Raw genomic sequence first — 21,833 nt, forward strand, 5'->3', positions numbered from 1 at the left:
CGGGAGACGACGCCGGGCGAACGCGCGCGTACGATTCGGCGCATGGCTCAGGAGCCCGGAAACAGGCACGAGGCCGAGCGGCGCGTGAGCGGCCGGATCCAGCGCGAGGTCATGCAACTCGTCCTCGATCGCAAACTCCGGCCCGGCGATCCGCTGCCCACCGAGTCGGAACTGATGGACGATCTCGAGGTCAGTCGCAACTCCGTGCGGGAGGCGCTCAAGGCGCTCCAGGCGCTCGACATCGTGGAGATCAGGCACGGCTACGGGACGTATGTCGGGCAGGCGTCGCTCACCCCGTTCGTCGACGGACTCACCTTCCGCGCGCTCACCCGGCCCGACGACGAGATGGACGCCCTGAACGAGATCCTCCAGGTCCGCGAGGTGCTGGAGGAGGGGCTGATCCGCCGCGTGACGACGACGGTGTCCGAGCCGGAGCTGGACCGGCTGGAGGCGGTGGTGGACCGCATGGAGGCGGCGGGCCGCGAGGGCCGCCCCTTTCCTGAACTCGACCGGGAGTTCCACGAGTTGCTGTACGGCACGCTGGGCAACGCGTTCGTGCCGCAGTTACTGGGCGCGTTCTGGACGGTGTTCCGGCGGGTCGCCCTCGCCCGGGAGTGGCCCGGGGGCCCCGCCCCCGAGCTGACGGCCCGCCGCCACCGCGACATCGTCAGGGCCCTGCGATCCCGGGACGCGGAGAGCGCGGAGCGGGCGATGACGGACCACTTCAGCGGGATCGAGGCGGCGGTGACGGGCGCCCCGGCGAGGGGCCGGCCGGACGCGAGGGGTGTCTTCTAGGCTCCCCGGTGCGGTCCGCGCGGCTCACAGTCCGAGGGTCATGATGAGGCGGTCCTCCCCGGCACCGAAGTAGTCCTTGCGGACGCCTTCGTCGGACGAGAAGCCCAGTGACCGGTACAGCATGATGGCGGCGGCGTTCGCCGGCTCCACCGTCAGCCGGACCTCGCGGACGCCGTCGCCGCGCAGCCGGCGCAGCACCTCCAGCATCAGCCGTCGGCCCAGCCCCCGCCCCCGCTGGTCGCGCGTGACGCCGAGGCTGACGACCCAGCTCCGGTATCCGTCCCGCGTGGTCACGTACAGGACGTAGCCGTGCAGGCTCCGCCCGTCGTCGAGGACGAGAAGGCAGTCGCCGTGCAGATCGAACAACTGGCGCAGGACGAAGTGGGGGTACGGGTCGTCCGGGAAGGCCTCGTGGTCGACGCGGATGAGTTCGGGCAGGTCGTCCTCGGTCACCCCCCTCATCGTCAGGGGCCGGTCCACGAACGCCCGTTCACGGAAGAGGGACGGGCCGATACGGCCGCCGGGCGAAGGGAAACGTTCCTCTGGAAACGCGGTCATGCCGCCCCCCTGCGAGATGGAGTCAAGGGTCCGTGCCACCCGCACGGGTGGTACGGGTGGGACGTGCGCCGTCTGTCGTTCGGGTGTGTTCGACAGAGTTACGACCATCTTGAGCGGCAACGATCTGGCCGTTCAAGGCGGGATCAGGTCCAAAAGTGCATTCGCCCCGGTGCGCCCCCGATGCGCCCCGCGGGAGGTAATTGTTCCTGCGACATCGAGGCGAGGGGGATCCAGTGGGCCTTGGACATTGGTACCGTGGGGCGATGACCTTCAGATCGCCGGGGGACGCGCAGTTGAATGCGGATGTGTCCTGGGCCGCATTCGATCCGATCGCCTACGTTGATCACAATTACCGTGACTTACAGGCGGAGGACGCGGAGATCCTTCATATCGTACGCGATCATTTCGGCGATCATTTCAGAGAGCATGCTGCCGGACCGGTTTCCGGTATCGACGTGGGGGCCGGCGCGAACCTCTACCCCGCACTGACCATGCTGCCCTGGTGTGACGAGATCACCCTCCTCGAACGCTCCTCCGCCAATGTGCGCTACCTGCGCGGCCAGACCGAGTCCTACGACGCCAACTGGGACCAGTTCTGGCGCGTCCTGTGCAAGAACGACGGCTACGCCGCCCTCGACATGGATCCGCGGGCCAAGTTCCGCAAGGCCGTCCGGGTCGAGTCGGGCGACCTCTTCGACCTCGTGCGGCACCAGGGCCGCTGGTCCATGGGGACCATGTTCTTCGTCGCGGAGTCGATGACCACCTCGCACGAGGAGTTCACCAGGGGCGTCGAGTGCTTCCTGCGTGCCCTGGCCCCAGGCGCGCCCTTCGCCGCCGCGTTCATGGAACATTCGAAGGGTTATCATGCGGGCGAGCATTTCTTCCCCGCCTGCGACGTGGGAGAGTCGGAGGTGTACGAGAGCCTCGAGCCTTTTGCGGGCGAGTTCAAGACCACCCGCCTCAAGGCCTCGGCCGCCGTACGCGAAGGTTATTCGGGAATGATCGTCGCCTGCGGCCGACGGAATTCGGACTCCGATATTCCGGCCGGTTGAGGACCGAATCTTCACAACAGAAGAGGGCTCATCTTCAATTGATGGCAGTGCGGCCTGTGTGAGGGGCATGGGATGCAGATCAAGCCACGCCAGCATCTGCTGGACATCTGGCAGGCGGTCGCCCGCAACTCGTTCGACGGGGGCGAGTGGACCTGGGGCAAGTGGGGTGGGGAGAGCAGTGTCGCCGACGCCGAGCACCTGTTGTGCCTCCTGTATCCGGCCACGGAGATCCCGGCCTTCCGGCTGGACGACCCGGACACCACGCAGGACGACGTCCAGAAGGTCCTGAGGAAGGCGGGCGGACGGCTGGAGATCCCGGCCAACCTCGTCACGGCCGCCAACCAGTTCATGCGCATGCACATCGGCGACGACAAGAGGCCCACGTTCGCCGGTGGCCACTACTTCCTCTCCATGGACGAGCACCGGGACCTCACCGAGGAACAGCGCGCACTGGGGGTGGTCGACTCCTACTCGATGTCGATCACCCTCTGCCTGGCCACGCTCGGCTTCCTCAAGGTGTACGAGTCCAAGACCCGCCGCAGCGACATCCACGAGACGATCCAGGAACTGCGGGCCGCCACCAGCAACCGGCTCACCGCCGCCATGGTGAGCCTGCTGCGCTCCTTCACCGTCAACGTCTTCGACACCGACTCCTCCCAGGGCCGCACCCTCTGCGAACTCCTCGGCCAGGGACGGCTGTCGCAGCGGCACGTCCTGCAGAGGTTCCAGCGCCGCTTCCGGCCGCTGCGCGCGGCCATCGTCGAGAGCTTCGTCCTCGGTGTCGACGTCGAGGAGGGCCTCAAGGACGAGAGTCAGCTCTTCGAGTGCGGCTGGGGCTGGAGCATCGTCAAGGACGCCCCCGAGGTGGAGACCGACGAGGAGATCGGGCCCCAGCCCGTGGGCGTCGCCAACCCGGTGCCCTACCTGTACTTCACCGTGGTCGCACTCGACGGTATCCAGGACCTGTTCTCCGACCGCACCCTCACCCTGGGCCTGCTCAACTCCGAGCAGCAGAAGCTCGCCGAGGCGTTACGACTGCGCTGGGAGATCACCCAGCAGTTCTGGTCGGGCATCGCGCGCTTCGACACCGACCGCTGGCCCCTGGAGGACATCCCCTGGCGCACCACCGGCCAGAAGCTGGAGTCCGAGTACTTCTCCCTCTCCGTCGCCGCCATCCTCGTCCACGACCTGATGCGGCGCCGGGCCACCGACGACGACCTGACCCGCACCGTCAGCGTGATGGAACGCCTCGCCGAGCGGGGCCGCATCACCAGCCGCATGATGCGCGACGACCCCATGGTCCAGCTGCACAACCCCGGCGTCACCCTGCCGTTGCAGGGCAGCGAACGTATCGGGCCGCAGATGCAGTGGACCATGACCGACTTCTCCGCACAGCTGCTCAAGCGCACCATCCAGCTGTGCACGCTCTCCCGCAACCTGAGCTCGCACGACCGGCTGCTCAGGCTCGCCGAGGACATCTTCGGCCATGTGTGGATGCGCCGCATTCGCGACGGCGAGGGCGTCGGCCTGTGGGACAACGTCCACGCCGCCTACCCCGAATCGCCGGTCTCCGAAGGACCGGTGTCCTGGAACGTCACCGAGCGCGTCACCGAGGTGATGGTCCAGGTCCACCAGATGTACCGGCAGCCGCCGATCCGCAGCACCGAACTGACCCAACTGGCCAGGGCGTTGCTCAGCGAGTCCAGTCATCTCCTGGGCAATGAACAGATGGAGCCCGCGCCCGCCTCCGAGGGCAACCGCGGAATGGAACTCAGGAGCATCGAGGTCAAGTTGCGCCGTGCCCGCACACTCGTGGACGAACAGCCCGGAACCGCCTGTGCGCTGACGCTCGACGTGCTCGGGCAGCTCGACGCCCTCGCCCGGGCCCGCGAGGCCGCGGTCCAGGGGGTGTAGCCGTGCTCGTCTTCGCGGCCTCCGACAAGGGAGGCACGGGCCGCTCCGTCACCAGCGCCAACCTCGCCTACCACCGGGCGCTGGCCGGTGACGACGTGTGCTACCTCGACTTCGACTTCGGCTCGCCCACCGCGGCGGCCGTCTTCGACGTCCCGGACGCGCGCCAGGCCGCCGAGGACCGGGGCCTGCACTCGTATCTGAGCGGCACGGTGGGCGAGCCGCTCCGTATCGACGTGTGGGCGGACACCGAGCACCGGGTGCTGCGCAACCGGCCGCCCGGCTCCGGCCGTCTGGTACTGATGCCCGGCGACCTCAGCGGCGGCGAGTTCGCGACCGGCGAGGACAACCTGCGCCGCTGTGTCGATCTGCTGCTCCGGCTCAACAGCGAGTTCGACCTGATCGTCGTCGACCTCAGTGCCGGCCGCAGCTACGCCGTCGACATGGTCCTGGAGGCCACCTCGCAGCGGGAGATGCGGGGCGTCGAGTTCCGCTGGCTGGTCTTCCACCGCTGGACCCGTCAGCACGTGGCGGCCGCGGCGAGCCTGGTCTTCGGCAAACGTGGCATCGTCGCCGGAGGTGTGGCCCGCGGCCACGACGAGGACGCGCTGCGCAGCGTCATCCGCTTCGTGCGGGCCGCCGTACCCGACCCCGAGTCGTCGCTGTGGTCGCAGGTCTCGGCCACCCAGTCCGCCTGGATGCGGGAGTGCGACCGCGACCTCAAACAGATGTCCTCCACCCTCGGTATCGGATACACCCAGGTCCTCGGCTCCGTGCCCCTGGAGCCCGTCCTGCAGTGGCGAGAGCAGCTCATCACCGACGAGGACGTGCTCGACAGCCAGATCGCCAACCGGGAGACATGGGAGGCGCTGAGCGAACTGGCCGGCCGGCTGACCGACGACAAGTACTGGGAGCAGGCGTGACGGAAGCCGTGTTCCAGGAGACCACCGCACAGCCCCGCACGCAGTCCTTACCGCTGTCCCATCTCTCGCTGGAGCTCGGCCACCTCTATATGGAGGACTTCGAGGCCGGCCCCGAGCGGCTGCGCGAGCACTTCGCCGAGGTGCGGATCTGGGTGGACGCCGCCCGCGCCTCCGCCGCACGCCGCGCCGGAGGCAAGCGGCCCCGCATCAGCACGTGCTTCCTCATCGACGACTACTTCACCCGTTTCTCCACCCCCGCCGAACTCGTGCCCATGGTGCTGGCGGAGGCCGAACGGGCCGGACTGGTCATCGACTACCTGGCGCGTGAGTCGGGCTGCGCCGTAGCCGACAAGATCGAGCTCGCCGAGGCCGTGATGCACCGTCTCGTGGAGTCGCCGCCGCCCGGCAGCTACGGCTCCCGCCCGTCCGTCAGCCAGACCGGCTGGCTCGCCAACGGACAGCGCACCCCCTCCTCGCGCAGCGCCATGGGCGAGATCACCGGCTGGCAGCCTCCCCAGGAGACCGCGGCGCGCAACCACTCCGTGTTCATGGACGTCGAGCTGTGGTCGGAGAAGGACGGACAGCGTCTGTGGTCCTGCCCGTTCCTCGCCGCCGTCTGGCAGCTGGCCCGTCTCGGCCTGCTGCGTCACCTCGGCGAGCCCGTGCTGACCCCACGCCCCTGGGACGGCGGCGACTTCCCCTACGACTGGGACCGGCTGCCGCCGCTGCTCCGGCTCAACGCCTCGGCGGCACCCTTCAGCGCATACCGCACCTGCACCCTGATGCCCAACCGCTTTCTCGCCGTGGAGGACGCCGTACGGCTCGTCCTCGACCAGATCGACGTCGACTCCGCAGCCCTGCGGCAGGTCGCCGAGCGCTCCGCCCGCGAACGGGTCGCGGTTCCGGCCGCGGTGGCCCAGCGCGCCACATACGTCTTCTACGAGGAGCCCGCCGCCACCCTCTCCTACGGGGAGAGCTGAGATGGCAGCTCCCGGGCACTCGGCGGGTCCGGTGCTCGCCTGCGGTGAGACGCGCACGGGGCTGCTGCCGTCCTTCCAGGCGCTGGACGGCCGGGCCGCCGCCCAGCTGCTCAGACTGCGCGCCGACGAACACGTCCGCGTCTCCGAGCGGCCCAACCTCTACGCGCTCTCGCCGCAGGTCCTGACCGGCGTGGACTGCCGGCTGCCCACCTCCAACGGCGCCAAGGTGCGCGCCGTCGGCACGGTGGCCGCCCGGGCCGCGCTCACCGAGGGCCGCGTGCTGCAGGCCACCGCGTACTTCGGCGCCCCGGCCGGCGGCCCCGACTCGCGCCGCCCCTGGGGCCACTACCTGGTGCGGCCCGGGATCGTCGAACCCTTCGGGAAACTTCCCGAGCAGGCCACCGCGGCGGGCGTCCTGGGCGGCGCCGCACGCGGCGAGCTGGACCTCGGGATGATCGCCGAGGGCCTGCTCGCCCAGCTGCTGCGCCACCCGCTGCTCGACCACAAGGCACCCTTCAAGTCGCGGCGCACCCATCTGCGGTGGGCCGCGCGTCGTGCTGCGGCTGGTGAGGGGCCGGCGCTGGAGCGTTTCACTCTGGCCGAGGACGGGCTGCGGACCGTCGAGCTGCGGCTGCCTGAGGGCACCCCGCCCGCCGCGGCGGCGGGCCTGTGCGAGGACCTCGCGCTGCACGACTGGCTGCTGACGACCGTCGTGCACATGCTCGACAACAGCAGGCTCGGCGCCGCGGACGGCCCCTCGGCCGTCCTCGCCCTGCGCCCGGCCGTCGATCACCTGCTGCATCTGTGGATGCCGCGCGCACACGTGGACCCGGCGCTGGGCCACCTGTGGGACGTGCTGGAACGAGAGCCGGGGTTCACTCGCCAATGGCAGACCCTGGTCCAGCGCATCCGGGATCAACTGGCCGTCCAGGCCATTCCGCTGCTGCACGAGGCACTGAGCACGCGCTGAGCGGAGGCACGAACCAGACACCCGACGGGGGAGGCCGAAATGAGCGGAGCATCGACAGGGGACGTGAGGGCCGTGCCGCAGCGGGAGGAGCAGCGCATACCCAAGCTGCTCCGCAAGACGCTGCTCACGGTCGCGGTCGCCGCAGCCACCTATGTGCTGACCAACGTCCTCGATCAGGACAAGAACCAGGTGTGGCAGCTGACCGTGTCCGTCGTCCTCGGCGGCTCGGCACTGATCATCCAGTACCTCATGGAGTTCGAGCAACGCCTGGAGTCGATGGAGGAGAGCCAGAAGCGGCGCATCCGCGAGATGCGGGACAGCCTGACCAGCCATCACGAGCAGATGCGCCGGGCGGTCGACGAGAGCTTCGCCAAGATCAACGACGCGACCGAGCTGTTCAGCCAGGTGGACCGTTCAGTGCTGCGCTCCGACGGGGTGACCCGGCTGGCCCGTAAGTACACGCAGGTCGGCGAGCACGGATCGGAGCTCGTCAAGACCTTCGCCCAGGAGGAGATCGGCCGGCTCGCCTCGCTCATGGAGAGCCTCAGTAACGGCAGTGCCGACTGCCCGGGCGAGAACCACGACTGGCTGATCGACCTCACCACCTGCGCCAAGAAGACGGTGTACGCCACCAGCACCTCGGTGGACCGCGACTTCTGGTTCAGCGAGCCGGCGAACCGGTACCTGAAGGCCCAGGAGAGGGCGATCAGCCAGCGCGGCGTGGTGGTGCGGCGGCTGTTCCTCGTCAGCAAGCCCGAGGACCGCACCCCGAGCCTCGAGCGCCTGTGCGAGCGGCACCGGGAGTTCGGCATCGACGCCCGTATCGCGGTCCGTTCCCTGCTGCCACCGCCCGCGCAGGTGACCCCGCTCAACGACTTCATCGTCTTCGACGGCGAACTCTCCTACGAGACCGAGCCGGACGTTGAGGTCATGCCAGCGAAGACGACGCTGAAGATGACCCGGGAGCACGTGTCCGAGCGGATCAACCGCTTCAACGTGCTCTGGGAGGCCACGGAGCCGACCGGGCCGGACCCGGAGCCCGAACCGACCGCGGCGTCCGGCTGAGCGCACACCTCGGCCCACGCCGCGTCCTTCTCCCGTTCTCGACGTGCTCTCTTTGCAAAGCTTTACAGTGAATTAACCATTTTGGGAAGCGGGAAAGACCGAGAGAGTGAGGGGTCACCCGGACATCTGTGATGAGTTGCGCACCATGCTGGCCGCGGGCAGCATGACACCGTCAGCGCGAAGTTGCTGTTCAAGGCGCATGTGCGCTCGTATGCGGTCCGGTGAGACGGATCCCGGGGAGTCCCGGCGAGCGACGCGAGTACCGAGCTCCAGTACGGGGACGGCCGTTCCCCGGATGGCCACTTGTGCGGAACTAGCCACAGGCACAGCTGAAACGACAGCAGCAAACGCGCAAATCCGTCCATCTGGAGGTGTGTTCGTGAGCAGCATCGCCGAGTGGCTCGAAGAAAACGTCACGACCGACAAACGCGCCCTCGACTGGTACCGGGAACCCGAATGCGAGCCCCGTATCGTCCGCGCCTACCGCCAGCTGCTGAGCGGCTATGAGATCGACACCTCGACGATCCTCAAGACGACGGTCGAGGTCCAGGGTGAACACGCAGGTGTGGTCCGCGTGCACGACATCAACTACTACTCGATCTGCGCGCACCACTTCCTGCCTTTCTACGGCAAGGTGGCGGTTTCGTACGTGCCCGGCGACCGGATCCTCGGCCTGGGCAAGTTCCCCCGGCTGGTGCAGGCGTTCAGCCGCAGGTTCCAGATCCAGGAGCACCTGGTGAAGGACATCGCCGAGGAGATCATGTCCTCGGGTGGCGCGCGTGCGGCACGTGTGGTGTCCACCGGCCGGCACATGTGCATGTGCAGCCGCGGTCCGTCCGACCAGACGGCGATCACCGACACCTCGTACGTCACGGGTGACAAGGAACTGTTCTCCCGGTTCGGGCTGGACGACTGACGGTCCGCCGGGCCCTGCACATCCGGCTTCACGCGGCGGGCACCTGGGGTGGTCCGCCGCGCGCGGCCGTGCCGTCCGGCACGGCCGCGCCATCCGTGACGCGCGGTCGAAGAACGCGAGTGTCCCCGGGAGTTCCGGGAGCGAGGCATGAAACTGGACTTCCTTCCAGCGCACGCGCTGAGTGACGGCGCCGCGCACCACTACTGTCTGCGGTGCCGCGGCGAAGCGGTGCGGTGGCGCACCACGGCGGACGGCCGACGGCACTGCGCGTGCGGCGCCTGCGGGCATGTCGCCGACCGGGCGCTGGTGCTGGACCCAGCGGTCCGGTGGTGGACGGACGACGAGGGCGAGTACTGGCACGAGACGGCGGGCGTGTTCGTCCGGGACGTCCACGGCCGCGTCCTGCTGTTCGACCGGACGGCGTTCCCGTTCGGCCTGACGATCCCCGCCGGGCACGTCGAGTGCCATGAGCACCCCGACGAGGCGGCGGCACGCGAGCTGTCCGAGGAAACCGGCATCGCCGGCGAGCCGCTGGAGCAGCTGGCCACGATCGCGGTGCCCGGTGACGGCTGCCGGCGTGGTGCCGACGCCCATCTGTGGCATGTGTACCGTACGGCCGAGGCGGTGGACGCGGACCGCGCGGTGGAACTCGGGCCGGAGGGCACCTCGGCCCTGTGGCTCACGCCCGACGAGGCGCTGACCCGGCCGGTCACGCATGCGGTGAGCCGCCTGCTCGAGGTCTTCCGGGACGCCCTGGTGCCCTCCGGCGCGGCCGGCTCACCGCGGTGAGCGCAACCCGGGCCGGGCGACGGGAGTGGATCGGGCTCGCGGTCCTGGCGCTGCCGACCATGCTCATCGGCCTCGACATGACCGTGCTGCACCTGGCCGCGCCGAGCATCAGCGAGCGTCTGCACCCGAGCAGTACGGAACTGCTGTGGGTCGTCGACATCTACGGCTTCATGGTCGCCGGTTTCCTCGCGACGATGGGGACACTCGGTGACCGGATCGGGCGCCGCAGGCTCCTCCTGATCGGTGCCGCCGCCTTCGCCGTGGCCTCGGTGCTCGCCGCCTGCGCGCCCAGTGTGGGGACGCTCATCGCCTCGCGCGCCCTGCTGGGGGTGGCCGGGGCGACTTTGATGCCGTCGACCCTCTCCCTGATCAGCAACATGTTCCGTGACCCGGGGCAGCGCCGGGTGGCGGTCGCGGTGTGGATGACCAACTTCAGCATCGGCGGAATGGTCGGCCCGCTGATCGGCGGGCTGTTCCTGGAGCACTTCTGGTACGGCTCGGTCTTCCTGCTCGGTGTGCCGGTGGGTGTCGTTCTGCTGATCGCCGGGCCGCTGCTGCTGCCCGAGTACCGCGATCCGCAGGCCGGCCGACTGGACCCGGTCAGCGTCATGCTGTCCATCGCCACGGTGCTGCCGGTGGTCTACGGCTTCAAGGAGATCGCCCAGCAGGGTCTGCGCACCCTGCCGTTGCTGAGCGTCGCCGTGGGCCTCTGCCTCGGTGTCGTCTTCGTGCGCAGGCAATTGCGGCTCGCCGATCCCATGCTCGACCTCCGGCTCTTCTCCCGCCCGGCGTTCGGGGTGTCGCTGGGCGGGCTGACCCTCGGACTCTTCGCGGTGACCGGGATCCAGTTCCTGCTTCTGCAGTACTTCCAGCTGGTGCTGGGCCTGTCTCCGCTGGCGACCGGGCTGTGGACGCTGCCCGCGGTGCTCGCGGGCGTGGTGAGCGCGCTGCTGGCACCCCTGGTGGCGGCCCGCATCGGACCCGGATGGGTCATGGCGGGTGGCTTCCTGCTGTCCGTGCCCGGGCTGGTGCTGCTCACCCGGGCGGGTACGACGTCCGGGCCGGCCCTCGCCGTCGCCGGTTTCGCCGTGACCTCCTTCGGGGTGCAGGCGGCGCTCGCCCTCACCAACGACGTGATCATCAGCAGCGCCCCGCCCGAACGGGCCGGCAACGCCTCGGGCATCGGGGAGACCGGCGCGAACCTGGGCGAGGCGCTGGGCGTGGCCGTCGCCGGGTCCGTCGCCGCCGCCGTGTACCGCGCCAAGCTGAACCTCGGCTCGTTTCCGGACGGCGCGGAACTCGATCCGGCCGGGGCCGCCCGCGCGACCCTGGGCGGTGCCACCGAGGCCGCCGGCCGGCTGCCCGAGCGGCTCGGCGGTGAACTCCTCGCGGTCGCCAGGACGGCGTTCACCGACGGCATGCACGTGGCGGCGCTGGTCAACATCGGCCTCATGATGGCGCTGACGGGGGCGCACCTGGCCCTGCTGCGCCGCGACGCGGCGCGTCGGGGCCCCTCGGACCTCGATCCGGACCTCGATGCGGAACTTCAGGAAGCGCTCCCGGACCGCCGCTAGCGGACACCGCACCCGTGGCCGGGCTCAGCCCCGCGCCGCAGAGCTCCCCGCACGCCGGGCGCGCACCGTCGGCCGGCCCAACATCCCTCTCCTGCCTCGCACTTGTAGGGCACAGACACCTGTCGAGTGTAGATGCAGAGCGTCACTATGGAGATGCGAAGAGTAAAAGTCGACAAGGAAGGGGAGCACGGTGGCTGCAGTACACGTATCACTCGGGGGACGAGACTCGGCGCGATGCGTCGAAGAGGCGGAGGAACCAGTGAAGGAATTGCGGGCTGTGCTTGCGGACACCCGAATCACGTCACCGTCGCTCCGGCTCGATCCGTTGGCTCTCGCGCGCGAGACCCAACGCACGCCCGTGGCATCGGGCGGCTGTCCCGTCGGCGTCGCCGCCCCGCTCGCGGCGGCCCCCCGTGCGCAGCGTGCCACGGGGCTGTGATGCAACCGCCGCCCGTCGGTTCGCACGCCGTCGACATCCGTACCGGGAGGGTGGGCGTGGTCATGGGGCACGAGGGGCCGTATGTACAGCTGAGACCCTACGGCGGGGGCAAGGAATGGGACGTGGAGCCGGAGGCCGTACGCCTCGCGACCCCGGCGGAGCGCCTCAGGGCGGCGACCGCGTACGCCAACGCGCGCAGTCGTGGCGAGGTGCCCTGACGGACGGGCACCCGCGACCGGAAAGCGGACCATACGGCCCGGAGCGCGCCCGTCGTAGGCGAGAATGACTCCCATGAGTCTGTTCCGCGACGACGGCATCGTGCTGCGCACCCAGAAGCTGGGTGAGGCGGACCGGATCATCACGCTGCTCACGCGGGGTCACGGACGCGTGCGCGCCGTGGCCCGCGGCGTGCGCCGGACCAAGTCGAAGTTCGGGGCCCGGCTGGAACCCTTTTCTCATGTGGACGTGCAGTTCTTCGCGCGCGGGAGCGAGCTGGTGGGGCGCGGACTGCCGCTGTGCACGCAGAGCGAGACCATCGCCCCGTACGGGGGCGGGATCGTGACGGACTACGCCCGCTACACCGCCGGTACCGCCATGCTGGAGACCGCCGAGCGGTTCACCGATCACGAGGGGGAACCGGCGGTCCAGCAGTATCTGCTGCTCGTCGGCGGCCTGCGGACGCTGGCCCGCGGGGAGCACGCGCCGAACCTCGTCCTCGACGCCTTCCTGCTGCGCTCCCTCGCCGTCAACGGCTACGCGCCCAGTTTCGGCGACTGCGCCAAGTGCGGCATGCCCGGGCCGAACCGGTTCTTCTCCCTGGCCTCCGGTGGATCGGTCTGCGGTGACTGCCGGGTGCCCGGCAGCGTCGTACCCTCGGCAGGGGCCCTCGAACTGCTCGGCGCGCTGCTGACGGGAGACTGGGAGACCGCGGACGCGTGCGAGCCGCGGTACGTCCGGGAGGGCAGCGGGCTGGTGTCGGCTTATCTGCACTGGCACCTGGAGCGCGGACTGCGCTCGCTCCGGTACGTGGAACAGTAGAGCGACCTGAGATCGAGGGAGACGAGAAGCACATGGCCGTACGCGGGTTCCTGGGGCGTCAGCGCCGCGAGTACACGACCCCGGAGCCGCACCCGTCCGGGGCCCGCCCGCCGAAGATCCCGGGCGAGCTGGTGCCGCAGCACGTGGCGATCGTGATGGACGGCAACGGCCGGTGGGCCAAGGAGCGGGGACTGCCGCGCACCGAGGGGCACAAGGTCGGCGCCGAGCGCGTGCTGGACGTGCTGCAGGGCGCGATCGAGATGGGCGTGGGGAACATCTCCCTGTACGCCTTCTCCACCGAGAACTGGAAGCGCTCGCCCGACGAGGTGCGCTTCCTGATGAACTTCAACCGCGACTTCATCCGCAAGACCCGTGACCAGCTCGACGAACTCGGCGTCCGGGTGCGCTGGGTGGGTCGTATGCCCAGGCTGTGGAAGTCGGTGGCCAAGGAGCTCCAGATCGCCCAGGAGCAGACGAAGGGCAACGACCGGCTGACGCTGTACTTCTGCATGAACTACGGCGGCCGGGCCGAGATCGCCGACGCGGCGCAGGCGCTGGCCGAGGACGTGAAGGCGGGAAGGCTCGACCCCGCGAAGGTCACGGAGAAGACCCTCGCGAAATACCTCTACTACCCGGACATGCCGGACGTGGACCTGTTCCTGCGGCCGAGCGGCGAGCAGCGCACCTCCAACTACCTGATCTGGCAGAGCGCCTACGCCGAGATGGTCTTCCAGGACGTGCTCTGGCCGGACTTCGACCGCCGCGACCTGTGGCGGGCGTGCCTGGAGTTCGCCTCCCGGGACCGCCGTTTCGGCGGTGCCATCCCGAACGAGGAACTGCAGGCCATGGAAGGCGAGCAGTAGCCCGCCCATTGCCCCCGCAGGACCCTGCTCTACGATCACGGCTCGTCACCGTACGACCTGGGGAGGGGCCGTGACCGAGCAGACCGTGGGGCAGCGCGGAACCGACATCGTGCTGGAGTGCGAACTCCGGCTCGAGGACATGACGGAAGCCGTCCGGCTGATGATGCGCAAACGAGGCGGGCTGAGCCTGCTGTACCGCCCCGTCTCCCTCCTCTGCATCGTGCTGCTGGGAGTGGTGGCGTTGACGGCCGGTCTGCGCGGAGATGACAGCACCGGTGTCGCGTTCGGGGTGATGTTCATCCTGTGGCCGGTGCTGATGTTCCGGGTGCCTCGTGTGACGGCACGCCGGATGCTGCGGGCGAACCAGCACCACGGTGTGATGCGGGTGACCGTCGGCGAGGAGGGCGTGCGGTTGGTCAGCGCCCACGTCGACTCGCGCACGGCGTGGGCCAACTACGGCAGCTATGCCGAGTCGGACCGCTGCTTCCTGCTGCGCAGCCCCGACCGTGCCGGAACCTTTACGGTGGTGCTCGTCAAGCGAGGCGCGCGTACCCCCGAGGACGTGGAGCGGCTGCGCGTCCTGCTGGACAGCAAGCTGCCGCGCGCCTGAGCCCCGTTCAGCCCTCGGCGGCCGCCGCGCACTCGGCGCACGTGCCGAAGATCTCCACCGTGTGGGCGACGTTGACGTAGCCGTGCTCCGCGGCGATCGCCTCGGCCCACTTCTCCACCGCGGGGCCTTCGACCTCGACGGCCTTGCCGCAGATGCGGCAGACCAGGTGGTGGTGGTGTTCGCCCGTCGAGCAACGGCGGTAGACGGACTCGCCGTCGGACGTGCGCAGGACGTCGACCTCGCCCGCGTCGGCGAGGGACTGCAGCGTGCGGTAGACCGTCGTCAGGCCCACCGAGTCGCCCTTGTGCTTGAGCATGTCGTGGAGCTCCTGCGCGCTGCGGAACTCGTCGACCTCGTCGAGCGCCGCCGCGACGGCGGCACGCTGGCGGGTGGATCGTCCCTTCACGGGCTGGCCGGCGGTCGTCACCGTTGCCTCCTTCTTGATGGCTCGCTCGCCTACGGGGCACCTCGAGCCGGTGCCGGGACCGCGACCGTGCTCAGCCCTTCGGGCCGCCGCGTGGTCGCGCTGTCGACACCGGCGCGCCTCGTCGGCTCTCTCCCGGCTCACGTCTGCGCCCTGCCGGGCCATTGTGCCAGCCCGGACGGGGCATGGTCAGACTCCGACCTCGTCGGTCGCCTCCCGGGTGGCCGGAATTGCGCACTCGAGCGGGTCCCCGGCGGCCTGCGCGGCGGCGACCGCGCGGGCGCGTCGACGGGCCAGCGGGGTGGCCAGGGCGGTCAGCACGACGAACACGCCGATGGTCAGCAATACGATCGTGGCACCGGGCGGTACGTCCTGGTAGTACGACGTCACCGTGCCGCTGATCGTCACCGTGACCCCGATCACCACCGCGATCACGAAGGTCGTCGCGAAGCTACGGGTGAGCTGCTGCGCGGCGGCCACCGGCACCACCATGAGCGCGGACACCAGGATCAGGCCGACGACCCGCATCGCGACCGTCACGGTGACCGCGGCCGTGACCGCCGTGAGCAGGTTCAGCGCGCGGACCGACAGGCCCGTGACCCGGGCGAACTCCTCGTCCTGGCTGACCGCGAACAACTGGCGGCGCAGCCCCAGGGTCACCACGATCACGAACCCGGCGAGGATCGAGATGGCCGTCACGTCCGACGGCGACACCGTCGACAGGGAGCCGAACAGGTACGAGCTGAGGTTGGCGTTGGAGCCGCCCGGTGCGATGTTGACGAACATCACGCCGCCCGCCATGCCGCCGTAGAAGAGCATGGCGAGCGCGATGTCGCCGCGCGTCTTGCCGTACCAGCGGATCAGTTCCATGAGGACCGCGCCGAGCACGGAGACGGCCGTCGCCATCCACACGGGGGAGCTGTGCAACAGGAAGCCGAGACCGACGCCCGTCATTGCCACGTGGCCGATGCCGTCGCCCATGAGGGGCTGGCGGCGCTGCACCAGGTAGATGCCGATGGCGGGGGCGGTGATGCCGACCAGCACGGCGGCGAGCAACGCGCGCCGCATGAATTCGTAGTCGAGGAGTTCCATCAGCTCAGCAGTCCCGTACGGATCGATTCGGTGCCCGCCGGTGCGTGCGGGTGGACGTGGTCGTGGCCGGGCAGCGCATGCTGGCCGACCGCGTGCGGGGGCGGTCCGTCGTGCAGGACGCAGCCGTCGCGCAGAACGACCGCCCTGTCGATCAGGGGCTCCAGCGGGCCCAGCTCGTGCAGGACCAGCAGGACCGTCGTACCGGCCGCCACCTGCTCCCGGAGCGTCCGGGCGAGGATCTCCTGGCTGGCCAGGTCGACGCCCGCCATCGGCTCGTCCATGATCAGCAGCTCGGGCTCGGCGACCAGGGCGCGGGCGATCAGCACCCGCTGGTGCTGGCCGCCGGAGAGGGCGTTCACGGAGTCCTTGGCGCGGTCGGCCATCCCGACCATCTCCAGCGCTCTGCGTACGGCCGCGTGGTCGGCCTTGCGGAAGACGCCGAAGCGGGTCCGGGACAGCCGGCCCGAGGAGACGATCTCGGTGACCGTCGCCGGGACGCCCCCCGCGGCGGTGGTGCGCTGCGGTACGTAGCCGACGCGCGCCCAGTCGCGGAAGCGGCCGCGCGGGACGCCGAACAGCTCGATCTCGCCGCCGCTGACCGGCACCTGGCCGACGACGCTGCGGATCGCGGTCGACTTGCCGGAGCCGTTGGCGCCGAGCAGGGCGACGACCTCACCGCGGCGCACGGTGAGGTCGATGCCACGCAGGACGGGCCGGGCGCCCAGCTCGGCCCGTACCCCGCGCATCGCTATGACGGGCCCGCTCTTGTTGTCCGTCTCGCCCATGTCGGCCTCCCCGACGATCACTTGGCGCCCAGGGCCGTCTGCAGGGCCTTGAGGTTCGCTTCCTGGACGGCGAAGTAGTCCTTGCCGCGTGACTTGTCCGTGATGCCCTCGATCGGGTCGAGGACGTCGGTCTTCAGACGCGCGTCCTGCGCGATGGTCTTCGCGGTCTTGTCGCTGACGAGCGTCTCGTAGAACACGGTCGTCACGCCGTCGGCCTTCGCCATCTTCTCGAGGTCCTTGACGCGCGCGGCGCTGGGCTCCGACTCGGGGTCGAGGCCGTTGATGGCCTCCTCGGTGAGGCCGTAGCGCTCGGCGAGGTAGCCGAAGGCGGCGTGCGTGGTGACGAAGACCTTGGTCTTCGTGTTCGCGAGGCCGGCCTTGAACTCGGTGTCGAGGCCGTCGAGCTTCTTGACCAGGGCGGCGGTGTTCTTCCGGTAGTCGGCCGCGTGGTCCGGGTCCGCCTTCTCGAAGGCCTTGCCGACACCCTCGGCGACCTGGGCGTAGCGCACCGGGTCGAGCCAGATGTGCGGGTCCTTGCCGCCGGACTCCTCGCCCTGGTGGGTGTCGTGCTCGGCCGCGTGGCCGCCGACCTCGTTGCCGTGCTCCTCCAGGGTGGTCAGGGAGGCGGCGTCGATCTTCGTCTTGATCTCCGACTGGGCCACGGCGTCGTCGACGGAGGGCTGGAGGTTCTTGAGGTACAGCACCGCGTCGGACTCCTGGAGCTGCGCGGTCTGCCGGGCGCTGATCTCCAGGTCGTGCGGTTCCTGGCCGGGCTGGGTGAGACTGGTGACGTGGACGTGGTCGCCGCCGATCTGCTCGGCGAGGAAGGCCATCGGGTAGAACGACGCGACGACGTCGAACTTGTCCGTGTTGCCTGCGGCTGCGCTGTCGGTGGAGCAGGCGGAGAGGGCCGCGATCCCGAGTGCGGTGGCGGCGGTGGCGGCGGTCGCGGGTATGAGGCGTCGTCGTACGTTCATGACAGTCATTTTCAACAAACATGGAAACCGTTGTCAACAACGATCGCGGTGAGAGCAGGGCCCGCCCGGGTACCCGCTCCGGGTGCCCTACCGATTTGATTGGATGGGAGCCCCCGCCGGTAACCTGAAGCATTCGCTCTGAAGCAATGCTCCGCAGCAGACGCTTCGTCGCCCGTCGTCGTAATGAAGAGAGCACCGTGGCCGCCGACAAGATCGACACCATCGTCAGCCTGAGCAAGCGCCGTGGCTTCGTATTCCCCTGCAGCGAGATCTACGGCGGTCAGCGTGCCGCCTGGGACTACGGACCGCTGGGTGTCGAGCTCAAGGAGAACATCAAGCGCCAGTGGTGGCGCTACATGGTGACGTCGCGCGAGGACGTCGTCGGTATCGACTCGTCGGTGATCCTGGCGACCGAGGTCTGGGTGGCCTCCGGTCACGTCGCCACCTTCACCGACCCGCTCACCGAGTGCACCTCCTGTCACAAGCGTTTCCGCGCCGACCACCTGGAAGAGGCATACGAGGCCAAGCACGGCCGGCTGCCGGAGAACGGCCTCGCGGACGTCAACTGCCCGAACTGCGGCAACAAGGGCATGTTCACCGAGCCCAAGCAGTTCTCGGGTCTGCTCTCCACCCACCTCGGCCCGACGCAGGACAGCGGTTCGATCGCCTACCTGCGCCCCGAGACCGCGCAGGGCATCTTCACCAACTTCGCCCAGGTCCAGCAGACCTCGCGCCGCAAGCCGCCGTTCGGCATCGCGCAGATGGGCAAGTCCTTCCGCAACGAGATCACGCCGGGCAACTTCATCTTCCGCACCCGCGAGTTCGAGCAGATGGAGATGGAGTTCTTCGTCAAGCCGGGCGAGGACGAGAAGTGGCAGGAGTACTGGATGCAGGAGCGCTGGAACTGGTACACGGGCCTCGGCCTGCGCGAAGAGAACATGCGCTGGTACGAGCACCCGAAGGAGAAGCTCTCCCACTACTCCAAGCGCACCGCCGACATCGAGTACCGCTTCCAGTTCGGCGGCAACGAGTGGGGCGAGCTGGAGGGTGTCGCCAACCGCACGGACTACGACCTCGGCGCCCACTCCAAGGCCTCGGGCCAGGACCTGTCGTACTTCGACCAGGAGGCCGGCGAACGCTGGACCCCGTACGTCATCGAGCCCGCGGCGGGTGTCGGCCGCGCGATGCTGGCGTTCCTGCTGGACGCCTACGTCGAGGACGAGGCGCCGAACGCCAAGGGCAAGATGGAGAAGCGCACGGTGCTGCGCCTGGACCCGCGGCTGGCGCCGGTGAAGGTCGCGGTCCTGCCGCTGTCCCGCAACCCCGAGCTGTCCCCGAAGGCCAAGGGGCTGGCCCAGGCGCTGCGCGCGCACTGGAACATCGAGTTCGACGACGCGGGTGCCATCGGCCGCCGCTACCGCCGCCAGGACGAGATCGGCACGCCGTACTGCGTGACGGTCGACTTCGACACGCTCGACGACAACGCCGTGACGGTGCGTGAGCGCGACTCGATGAAGCAGGAGCGCGTGTCGCTGGACCAGATCGAGGGCTACCTCGCGAGCCGTCTGATCGGCTGCTGAGCACGCCGCACACGCGCCGGTCACGGTTCGGCGCCGAGGTGCGGAAGCCGTCCGGGAAGCCCCCGGTTCCCTGCGCGGGAACCGGGGGCTTCGTCGTCCCCTGTCGAGCCCCGGCCCCGCCCCCGCGCCAGGGGCGGAGCACCCTCGGACGGTCGCTGGTGGCGGGGCAGGGCCTCACCGGCGGCCTCAGCGGCCCTGGAGCGCCCTGACGTTGTCGCCGAACGTCCAGTTCTTCGAGCCGTCTCAGTTGACGGACCAGGTCATCAGGCCCTTCAGGCTCGTGCCGTAGTGCCTCCACGCCTGGGAGACCAGGGACGGTGACATATAGCCGCCGCCCGCTCCGGACTGGGCGGGCAGTCCCGGGACCTGCTTGTCGTACGGCACCTTGACCGTGGTGCCCTGGACGGTCAGGCCCTTGTTCAGGCAGTCCGTCTGCGCCACGAAGCCCGCCACCGTACCGGCCGCGTAGGAGTCGCCGGAGCAGCCGTACATGCTGCCGTTGTAGTACTGCATGTTGAGCCACCACAGCCGGCCGTTGTCCGCGTACTTCTTGATGACCGGCAGGTACGCGCCCCAGATCGAGCCGTAGGTGATGCTGCCGCCGGTGACGTACGCGGTCTCCGGGGCCATCGTCAGGCCGAAGTTCGACGGCATCCTGGCCAGCACCCCGTCGATGATGCGGACCAGGTTGGCCTGGGACGTGGACAGTTGGCCGATGTTCCCGCTGCCGACCAGGCCCGTCTCGATGTCGATGTCGATGCCGTCGAAGTTGTACTTCTGCAGGATCGGGACGATCGTCGAGACGAACCTGTCCGCGACGGCCGTCGAGCTGAGGTCGATACCCGCCGTCGCCCCGCCGATGGACAGCAGGATCGTCTGCCCCGCCGCCTTGGCCGCGCACATCTCCGCCGGGGTCGCCACCTTCACCCCCGTGTCCATGCCGTCCTCCCACAGCGCGGTGCCGTCGGAGCGGATGACCGGGAACGCCGCGTTGATCACGTTGTAGCCGTGCGCGGCGATACGGGAGTCGGTGATCTGGGTCCAGCCGAACGGCGGGTGGACCCCGTTCGACGAGCCGTCCCAGTTCTCCCAGTAGCCCTGCAGGACCTTGCCGGCCGGGCGGGACTTCACGGCGCAGGTGTCGGCCGCGGACGCGGTGGGGGCGGTCGCGACCGACAGCGGGACGAGGAACGCCGCCGTCAGGGCGGCGGCGAGCAGGCGGAACCTGTGGCGGAGCATGCGGGCCTCCCGGTGGGGGTGCGGTGAGGTGTCGTAGGCATGACGGTGCGCTGGTCCAGACCTCTCGTCAATAGGTCTGGACCAGATCGCGCGCCCGGCCGCGCCCGGAGTGCGACGGTGCGGGTGGGGCAGGTGATGGATGGCGAGTGAGGGTGACAGATGACGAATGACAGATATTGAAATCTGTCAGCTGTCATGCCATGCTGGATTCACGCTTCAACGAGAACCAGGGAGATTTCATGCGCACCCTCCAGCTCGGGACCACCGGCCCCCAGGTCTCCGCCGTCGGCCTCGGCTGCATGGGCATGTCCGCCCTCTACGGCGACGCCGATCGGGCCGAGTCCATCGCCACCATCCACGCCGCCCTGGAAGCGGGCGTGACCCTGCTCGACACCGGCGACTTCTACGCCATGGGCCACAACGAGATGCTCATCGGCGAGGCCCTGCGCTCCGCCCCCGCCGCCCGCCGCGAACAGGCCCTGGTCAGCGTCAAGTTCGGCGCACTCCGCGACCCCGACGGCAACTGGTCCGGGCACGACGGCCGCCCCGCCGCCGTCAAGAACTTCGCCGCGTACTCGCTCCAGCGGCTCGGCGTCGACCACATCGATGTCTACCGGATCGCCCGCCTCGACCCCGACGTCCCGATCGAGGAGACGGTCGGAGCCATCGCCGAGCTGGTGGAGAAGGGACACGTCCGGCACATCGGCCTCAGCGAGGTCGGCGCCGACACCATCCGCCGGGCCGCCGCCACCGCCCCGATCACGGACCTGCAGATCGAGTACTCGCTCATCTCGCGGGGCATCGAGGACCGCATCCTGCCCACCACCCGGGAGCTGGGGATCGGCATCACCGCGTACGGCGTCCTGTCCCGCGGCCTGATCTCCGGCCACTTCACCCGCGACCGGAAGCTGGCCGCGAACGACTTCCGCTCCTTCTCGCCCCGCTTCCAGGGCGAGAACCTCGACCACAACCTCGGCCTGGTCGACGCGCTGCGCAAGATCGCCGAACAGAAGGGAGTGAGCGTGGCCCAGCTGGCCATCGCGTGGGTCCTGTCCCGCGGCGGAGACATCGTGCCGCTGGCCGGCGCCCGCACCCGGGAACGCCTGTCCGAGGCGCTCGGCGCACTGGACGTGACCCTGGACGAGGCCGACCTGGCGGCGATCGAGTCGGCCGTTCCGGCGGACGCGGCGGCCGGTGCCCGCTACCCCGAGATGCAGATGACGCACCTCGACAGCGAGCGCTGACCCCGCCGG

General features: G+C 69.6%; 22 protein-coding genes. 16 read left to right on the forward strand and 6 right to left on the reverse strand.

Going from position 1 to position 21,833, the window contains the following annotated elements:
- The first annotated feature begins 33 nt into the window (after positions 1–33).
- The gene (locus ACQEXA_RS37355) at positions 34–795 is read left to right on the forward strand and encodes a FadR/GntR family transcriptional regulator (protein ID WP_433134709.1); all 762 of its coding nucleotides are present in this window, start codon (positions 34–36) and stop codon (positions 793–795) included.
- 24 nt (positions 796–819) lie between these two features.
- Here the strand turns inward: ACQEXA_RS37355 and ACQEXA_RS37360 are convergent, their stop codons facing one another.
- Entirely contained in the window at positions 820–1,353 is a 534-nt protein-coding gene (locus tag ACQEXA_RS37360) for a GNAT family N-acetyltransferase (protein ID WP_432927474.1), read from the reverse strand.
- A gap of 263 nt (positions 1,354–1,616) precedes the next feature.
- Between ACQEXA_RS37360 and ACQEXA_RS37365 the strand changes: the two genes are divergently transcribed.
- From ACQEXA_RS37365 to ACQEXA_RS37425, 13 genes are all read left to right on the forward strand, one after another.
- Positions 1,617–2,405: an SCO2525 family SAM-dependent methyltransferase gene (locus ACQEXA_RS37365; RefSeq protein ID WP_432927472.1), complete on the forward strand. Its 789-nt coding sequence runs from the start codon at positions 1,617–1,619 to the stop codon at positions 2,403–2,405.
- A gap of 72 nt (positions 2,406–2,477) precedes the next feature.
- The gene (locus tag ACQEXA_RS37370; RefSeq protein ID WP_432927470.1) at positions 2,478–4,319 is read left to right on the forward strand and encodes an SCO2524 family protein; all 1,842 of its coding nucleotides are present in this window, start codon (positions 2,478–2,480) and stop codon (positions 4,317–4,319) included.
- Positions 4,320–4,321: 2 nt separating this feature from the next.
- Positions 4,322–5,239, forward strand: a complete 918-nt coding sequence (locus ACQEXA_RS37375) for an SCO2523 family variant P-loop protein (RefSeq protein WP_359391140.1) — start codon at positions 4,322–4,324, stop codon at positions 5,237–5,239.
- Positions 5,236–6,219, forward strand: a complete 984-nt coding sequence (locus ACQEXA_RS37380; protein WP_432927466.1) for an SCO2522 family protein — start codon at positions 5,236–5,238, stop codon at positions 6,217–6,219. The genes ACQEXA_RS37375 and ACQEXA_RS37380 overlap by 4 nt, the downstream gene beginning before the upstream one ends.
- A gap of 1 nt (position 6,220) precedes the next feature.
- Positions 6,221–7,189 (forward strand): SCO2521 family protein, encoded by a 969-nt coding sequence (locus ACQEXA_RS37385; RefSeq protein WP_432927464.1) that lies wholly within the window; start codon positions 6,221–6,223, stop codon positions 7,187–7,189.
- Between the two features lie 39 nt (positions 7,190–7,228).
- On the forward strand, positions 7,229–8,254 hold the full coding sequence (locus tag ACQEXA_RS37390; RefSeq protein WP_432927462.1) for a DUF6879 family protein: 1,026 nt from the start codon (positions 7,229–7,231) through the stop codon (positions 8,252–8,254).
- A 379-nt stretch (positions 8,255–8,633) separates the two neighbouring features.
- Positions 8,634–9,170, forward strand: coding sequence for a GTP cyclohydrolase I (gene folE, locus ACQEXA_RS37395; RefSeq protein ID WP_359391148.1), 537 nt, complete (start codon positions 8,634–8,636; stop codon positions 9,168–9,170).
- Positions 9,171–9,317: 147 nt separating this feature from the next.
- Entirely contained in the window at positions 9,318–9,959 is a 642-nt protein-coding gene (locus ACQEXA_RS37400; RefSeq protein ID WP_432927460.1) for an NUDIX hydrolase, read from the forward strand.
- Entirely contained in the window at positions 9,956–11,533 is a 1,578-nt protein-coding gene (locus tag ACQEXA_RS37405) for an MFS transporter (RefSeq protein ID WP_432927458.1), read from the forward strand. The genes ACQEXA_RS37400 and ACQEXA_RS37405 overlap by 4 nt, the downstream gene beginning before the upstream one ends.
- A 438-nt stretch (positions 11,534–11,971) precedes the next feature.
- Positions 11,972–12,190 (forward strand): hypothetical protein, encoded by a 219-nt coding sequence (locus ACQEXA_RS37410; RefSeq protein WP_432927456.1) that lies wholly within the window; start codon positions 11,972–11,974, stop codon positions 12,188–12,190.
- A gap of 73 nt (positions 12,191–12,263) precedes the next feature.
- Positions 12,264–13,010 (forward strand): DNA repair protein RecO, encoded by a 747-nt coding sequence (gene recO, locus ACQEXA_RS37415; RefSeq protein ID WP_432927454.1) that lies wholly within the window; start codon positions 12,264–12,266, stop codon positions 13,008–13,010.
- A 32-nt stretch (positions 13,011–13,042) separates the two neighbouring features.
- Positions 13,043–13,873, forward strand: coding sequence for an isoprenyl transferase (locus ACQEXA_RS37420; RefSeq protein ID WP_432927452.1), 831 nt, complete (start codon positions 13,043–13,045; stop codon positions 13,871–13,873).
- 70 nt (positions 13,874–13,943) lie between these two features.
- Positions 13,944–14,483: a hypothetical protein gene (locus ACQEXA_RS37425; protein WP_432927450.1), complete on the forward strand. Its 540-nt coding sequence runs from the start codon at positions 13,944–13,946 to the stop codon at positions 14,481–14,483.
- Between the two features lie 7 nt (positions 14,484–14,490).
- On the opposite strand, the gene ACQEXA_RS37430 is transcribed toward ACQEXA_RS37425, so the two are convergent.
- The 4 genes from ACQEXA_RS37430 to ACQEXA_RS37445 all read right to left on the reverse strand — a co-directional run bounded on the left by ACQEXA_RS37430 (position 14,491) and on the right by ACQEXA_RS37445 (position 17,761).
- Positions 14,491–14,910, reverse strand: coding sequence for a Fur family transcriptional regulator (locus ACQEXA_RS37430; protein ID WP_359407264.1), 420 nt, complete (start codon positions 14,908–14,910; stop codon positions 14,491–14,493).
- A 186-nt stretch (positions 14,911–15,096) separates the two neighbouring features.
- Positions 15,097–15,999: a metal ABC transporter permease gene (locus ACQEXA_RS37435; protein WP_359407267.1), complete on the reverse strand. Its 903-nt coding sequence runs from the start codon at positions 15,997–15,999 to the stop codon at positions 15,097–15,099.
- Complete coding sequence (locus ACQEXA_RS37440; protein WP_432927447.1) at positions 15,999–16,784, reverse strand: metal ABC transporter ATP-binding protein; 786 nt, start codon at positions 16,782–16,784, stop codon at positions 15,999–16,001. Before ACQEXA_RS37440 ends, ACQEXA_RS37435 begins: the two co-directional genes overlap by 1 nt.
- 17 nt (positions 16,785–16,801) lie before the next feature.
- Positions 16,802–17,761: a metal ABC transporter substrate-binding protein gene (locus ACQEXA_RS37445; RefSeq protein WP_432927445.1), complete on the reverse strand. Its 960-nt coding sequence runs from the start codon at positions 17,759–17,761 to the stop codon at positions 16,802–16,804.
- A 197-nt stretch (positions 17,762–17,958) separates the two neighbouring features.
- On the opposite strand from ACQEXA_RS37445, the gene ACQEXA_RS37450 reads away from it, so the two are divergent.
- Positions 17,959–19,341, forward strand: a complete 1,383-nt coding sequence (locus tag ACQEXA_RS37450) for a glycine--tRNA ligase (RefSeq protein ID WP_432939119.1) — start codon at positions 17,959–17,961, stop codon at positions 19,339–19,341.
- Positions 19,342–19,584: 243 nt separating this feature from the next.
- Here the strand turns inward: ACQEXA_RS37450 and ACQEXA_RS37455 are convergent, their stop codons facing one another.
- Entirely contained in the window at positions 19,585–20,580 is a 996-nt protein-coding gene (locus tag ACQEXA_RS37455) for a chitinase (protein ID WP_432927443.1), read from the reverse strand.
- A gap of 239 nt (positions 20,581–20,819) precedes the next feature.
- On the opposite strand from ACQEXA_RS37455, the gene ACQEXA_RS37460 reads away from it, so the two are divergent.
- A complete protein-coding gene (locus tag ACQEXA_RS37460) occupies positions 20,820–21,824 on the forward strand; it encodes an aldo/keto reductase (protein ID WP_433132254.1) in 1,005 nt (334 codons plus the stop codon).
- The last annotated feature ends 9 nt before the right edge of the window (positions 21,825–21,833 follow it).

Source organism: Streptomyces sp. CA-106110, assembly GCF_050936285.1.
Classification (GTDB): domain Bacteria; phylum Actinomycetota; class Actinomycetes; order Streptomycetales; family Streptomycetaceae; genus Streptomyces.

Excerpts from the sequence above, each read along its gene's own strand:
- ACQEXA_RS37360 (WP_432927474.1), bottom strand. The coding sequence starts at position 1,353 with ATGACCGCGTTTCCAGAGGAACGTTTCCCTTCGCCCGGCGGCCGTATC.
- ACQEXA_RS37365 (WP_432927472.1), top strand. The coding sequence starts at position 1,617 with ATGACCTTCAGATCGCCGGGGGACGCGCAGTTGAATGCGGATGTGTCC.
- ACQEXA_RS37370 (WP_432927470.1), top strand. The coding sequence starts at position 2,478 with ATGCAGATCAAGCCACGCCAGCATCTGCTGGACATCTGGCAGGCGGTC.
- ACQEXA_RS37385 (WP_432927464.1), top strand. The coding sequence starts at position 6,221 with ATGGCAGCTCCCGGGCACTCGGCGGGTCCGGTGCTCGCCTGCGGTGAG.
- ACQEXA_RS37390 (WP_432927462.1), top strand. The coding sequence starts at position 7,229 with ATGAGCGGAGCATCGACAGGGGACGTGAGGGCCGTGCCGCAGCGGGAG.
- ACQEXA_RS37400 (WP_432927460.1), top strand. The coding sequence starts at position 9,318 with ATGAAACTGGACTTCCTTCCAGCGCACGCGCTGAGTGACGGCGCCGCG.
- ACQEXA_RS37410 (WP_432927456.1), top strand. The coding sequence starts at position 11,972 with ATGCAACCGCCGCCCGTCGGTTCGCACGCCGTCGACATCCGTACCGGG.
- recO (WP_432927454.1), top strand. The coding sequence starts at position 12,264 with ATGAGTCTGTTCCGCGACGACGGCATCGTGCTGCGCACCCAGAAGCTG.
- ACQEXA_RS37420 (WP_432927452.1), top strand. The coding sequence starts at position 13,043 with ATGGCCGTACGCGGGTTCCTGGGGCGTCAGCGCCGCGAGTACACGACC.
- ACQEXA_RS37435 (WP_359407267.1), bottom strand. The coding sequence starts at position 15,999 with ATGGAACTCCTCGACTACGAATTCATGCGGCGCGCGTTGCTCGCCGCC.
- ACQEXA_RS37440 (WP_432927447.1), bottom strand. The coding sequence starts at position 16,784 with ATGGGCGAGACGGACAACAAGAGCGGGCCCGTCATAGCGATGCGCGGG.
- ACQEXA_RS37445 (WP_432927445.1), bottom strand. The coding sequence starts at position 17,761 with ATGAACGTACGACGACGCCTCATACCCGCGACCGCCGCCACCGCCGCC.
- ACQEXA_RS37455 (WP_432927443.1), bottom strand. The coding sequence starts at position 20,580 with ATGCTCCGCCACAGGTTCCGCCTGCTCGCCGCCGCCCTGACGGCGGCG.
- ACQEXA_RS37460 (WP_433132254.1), top strand. The coding sequence starts at position 20,820 with ATGCGCACCCTCCAGCTCGGGACCACCGGCCCCCAGGTCTCCGCCGTC.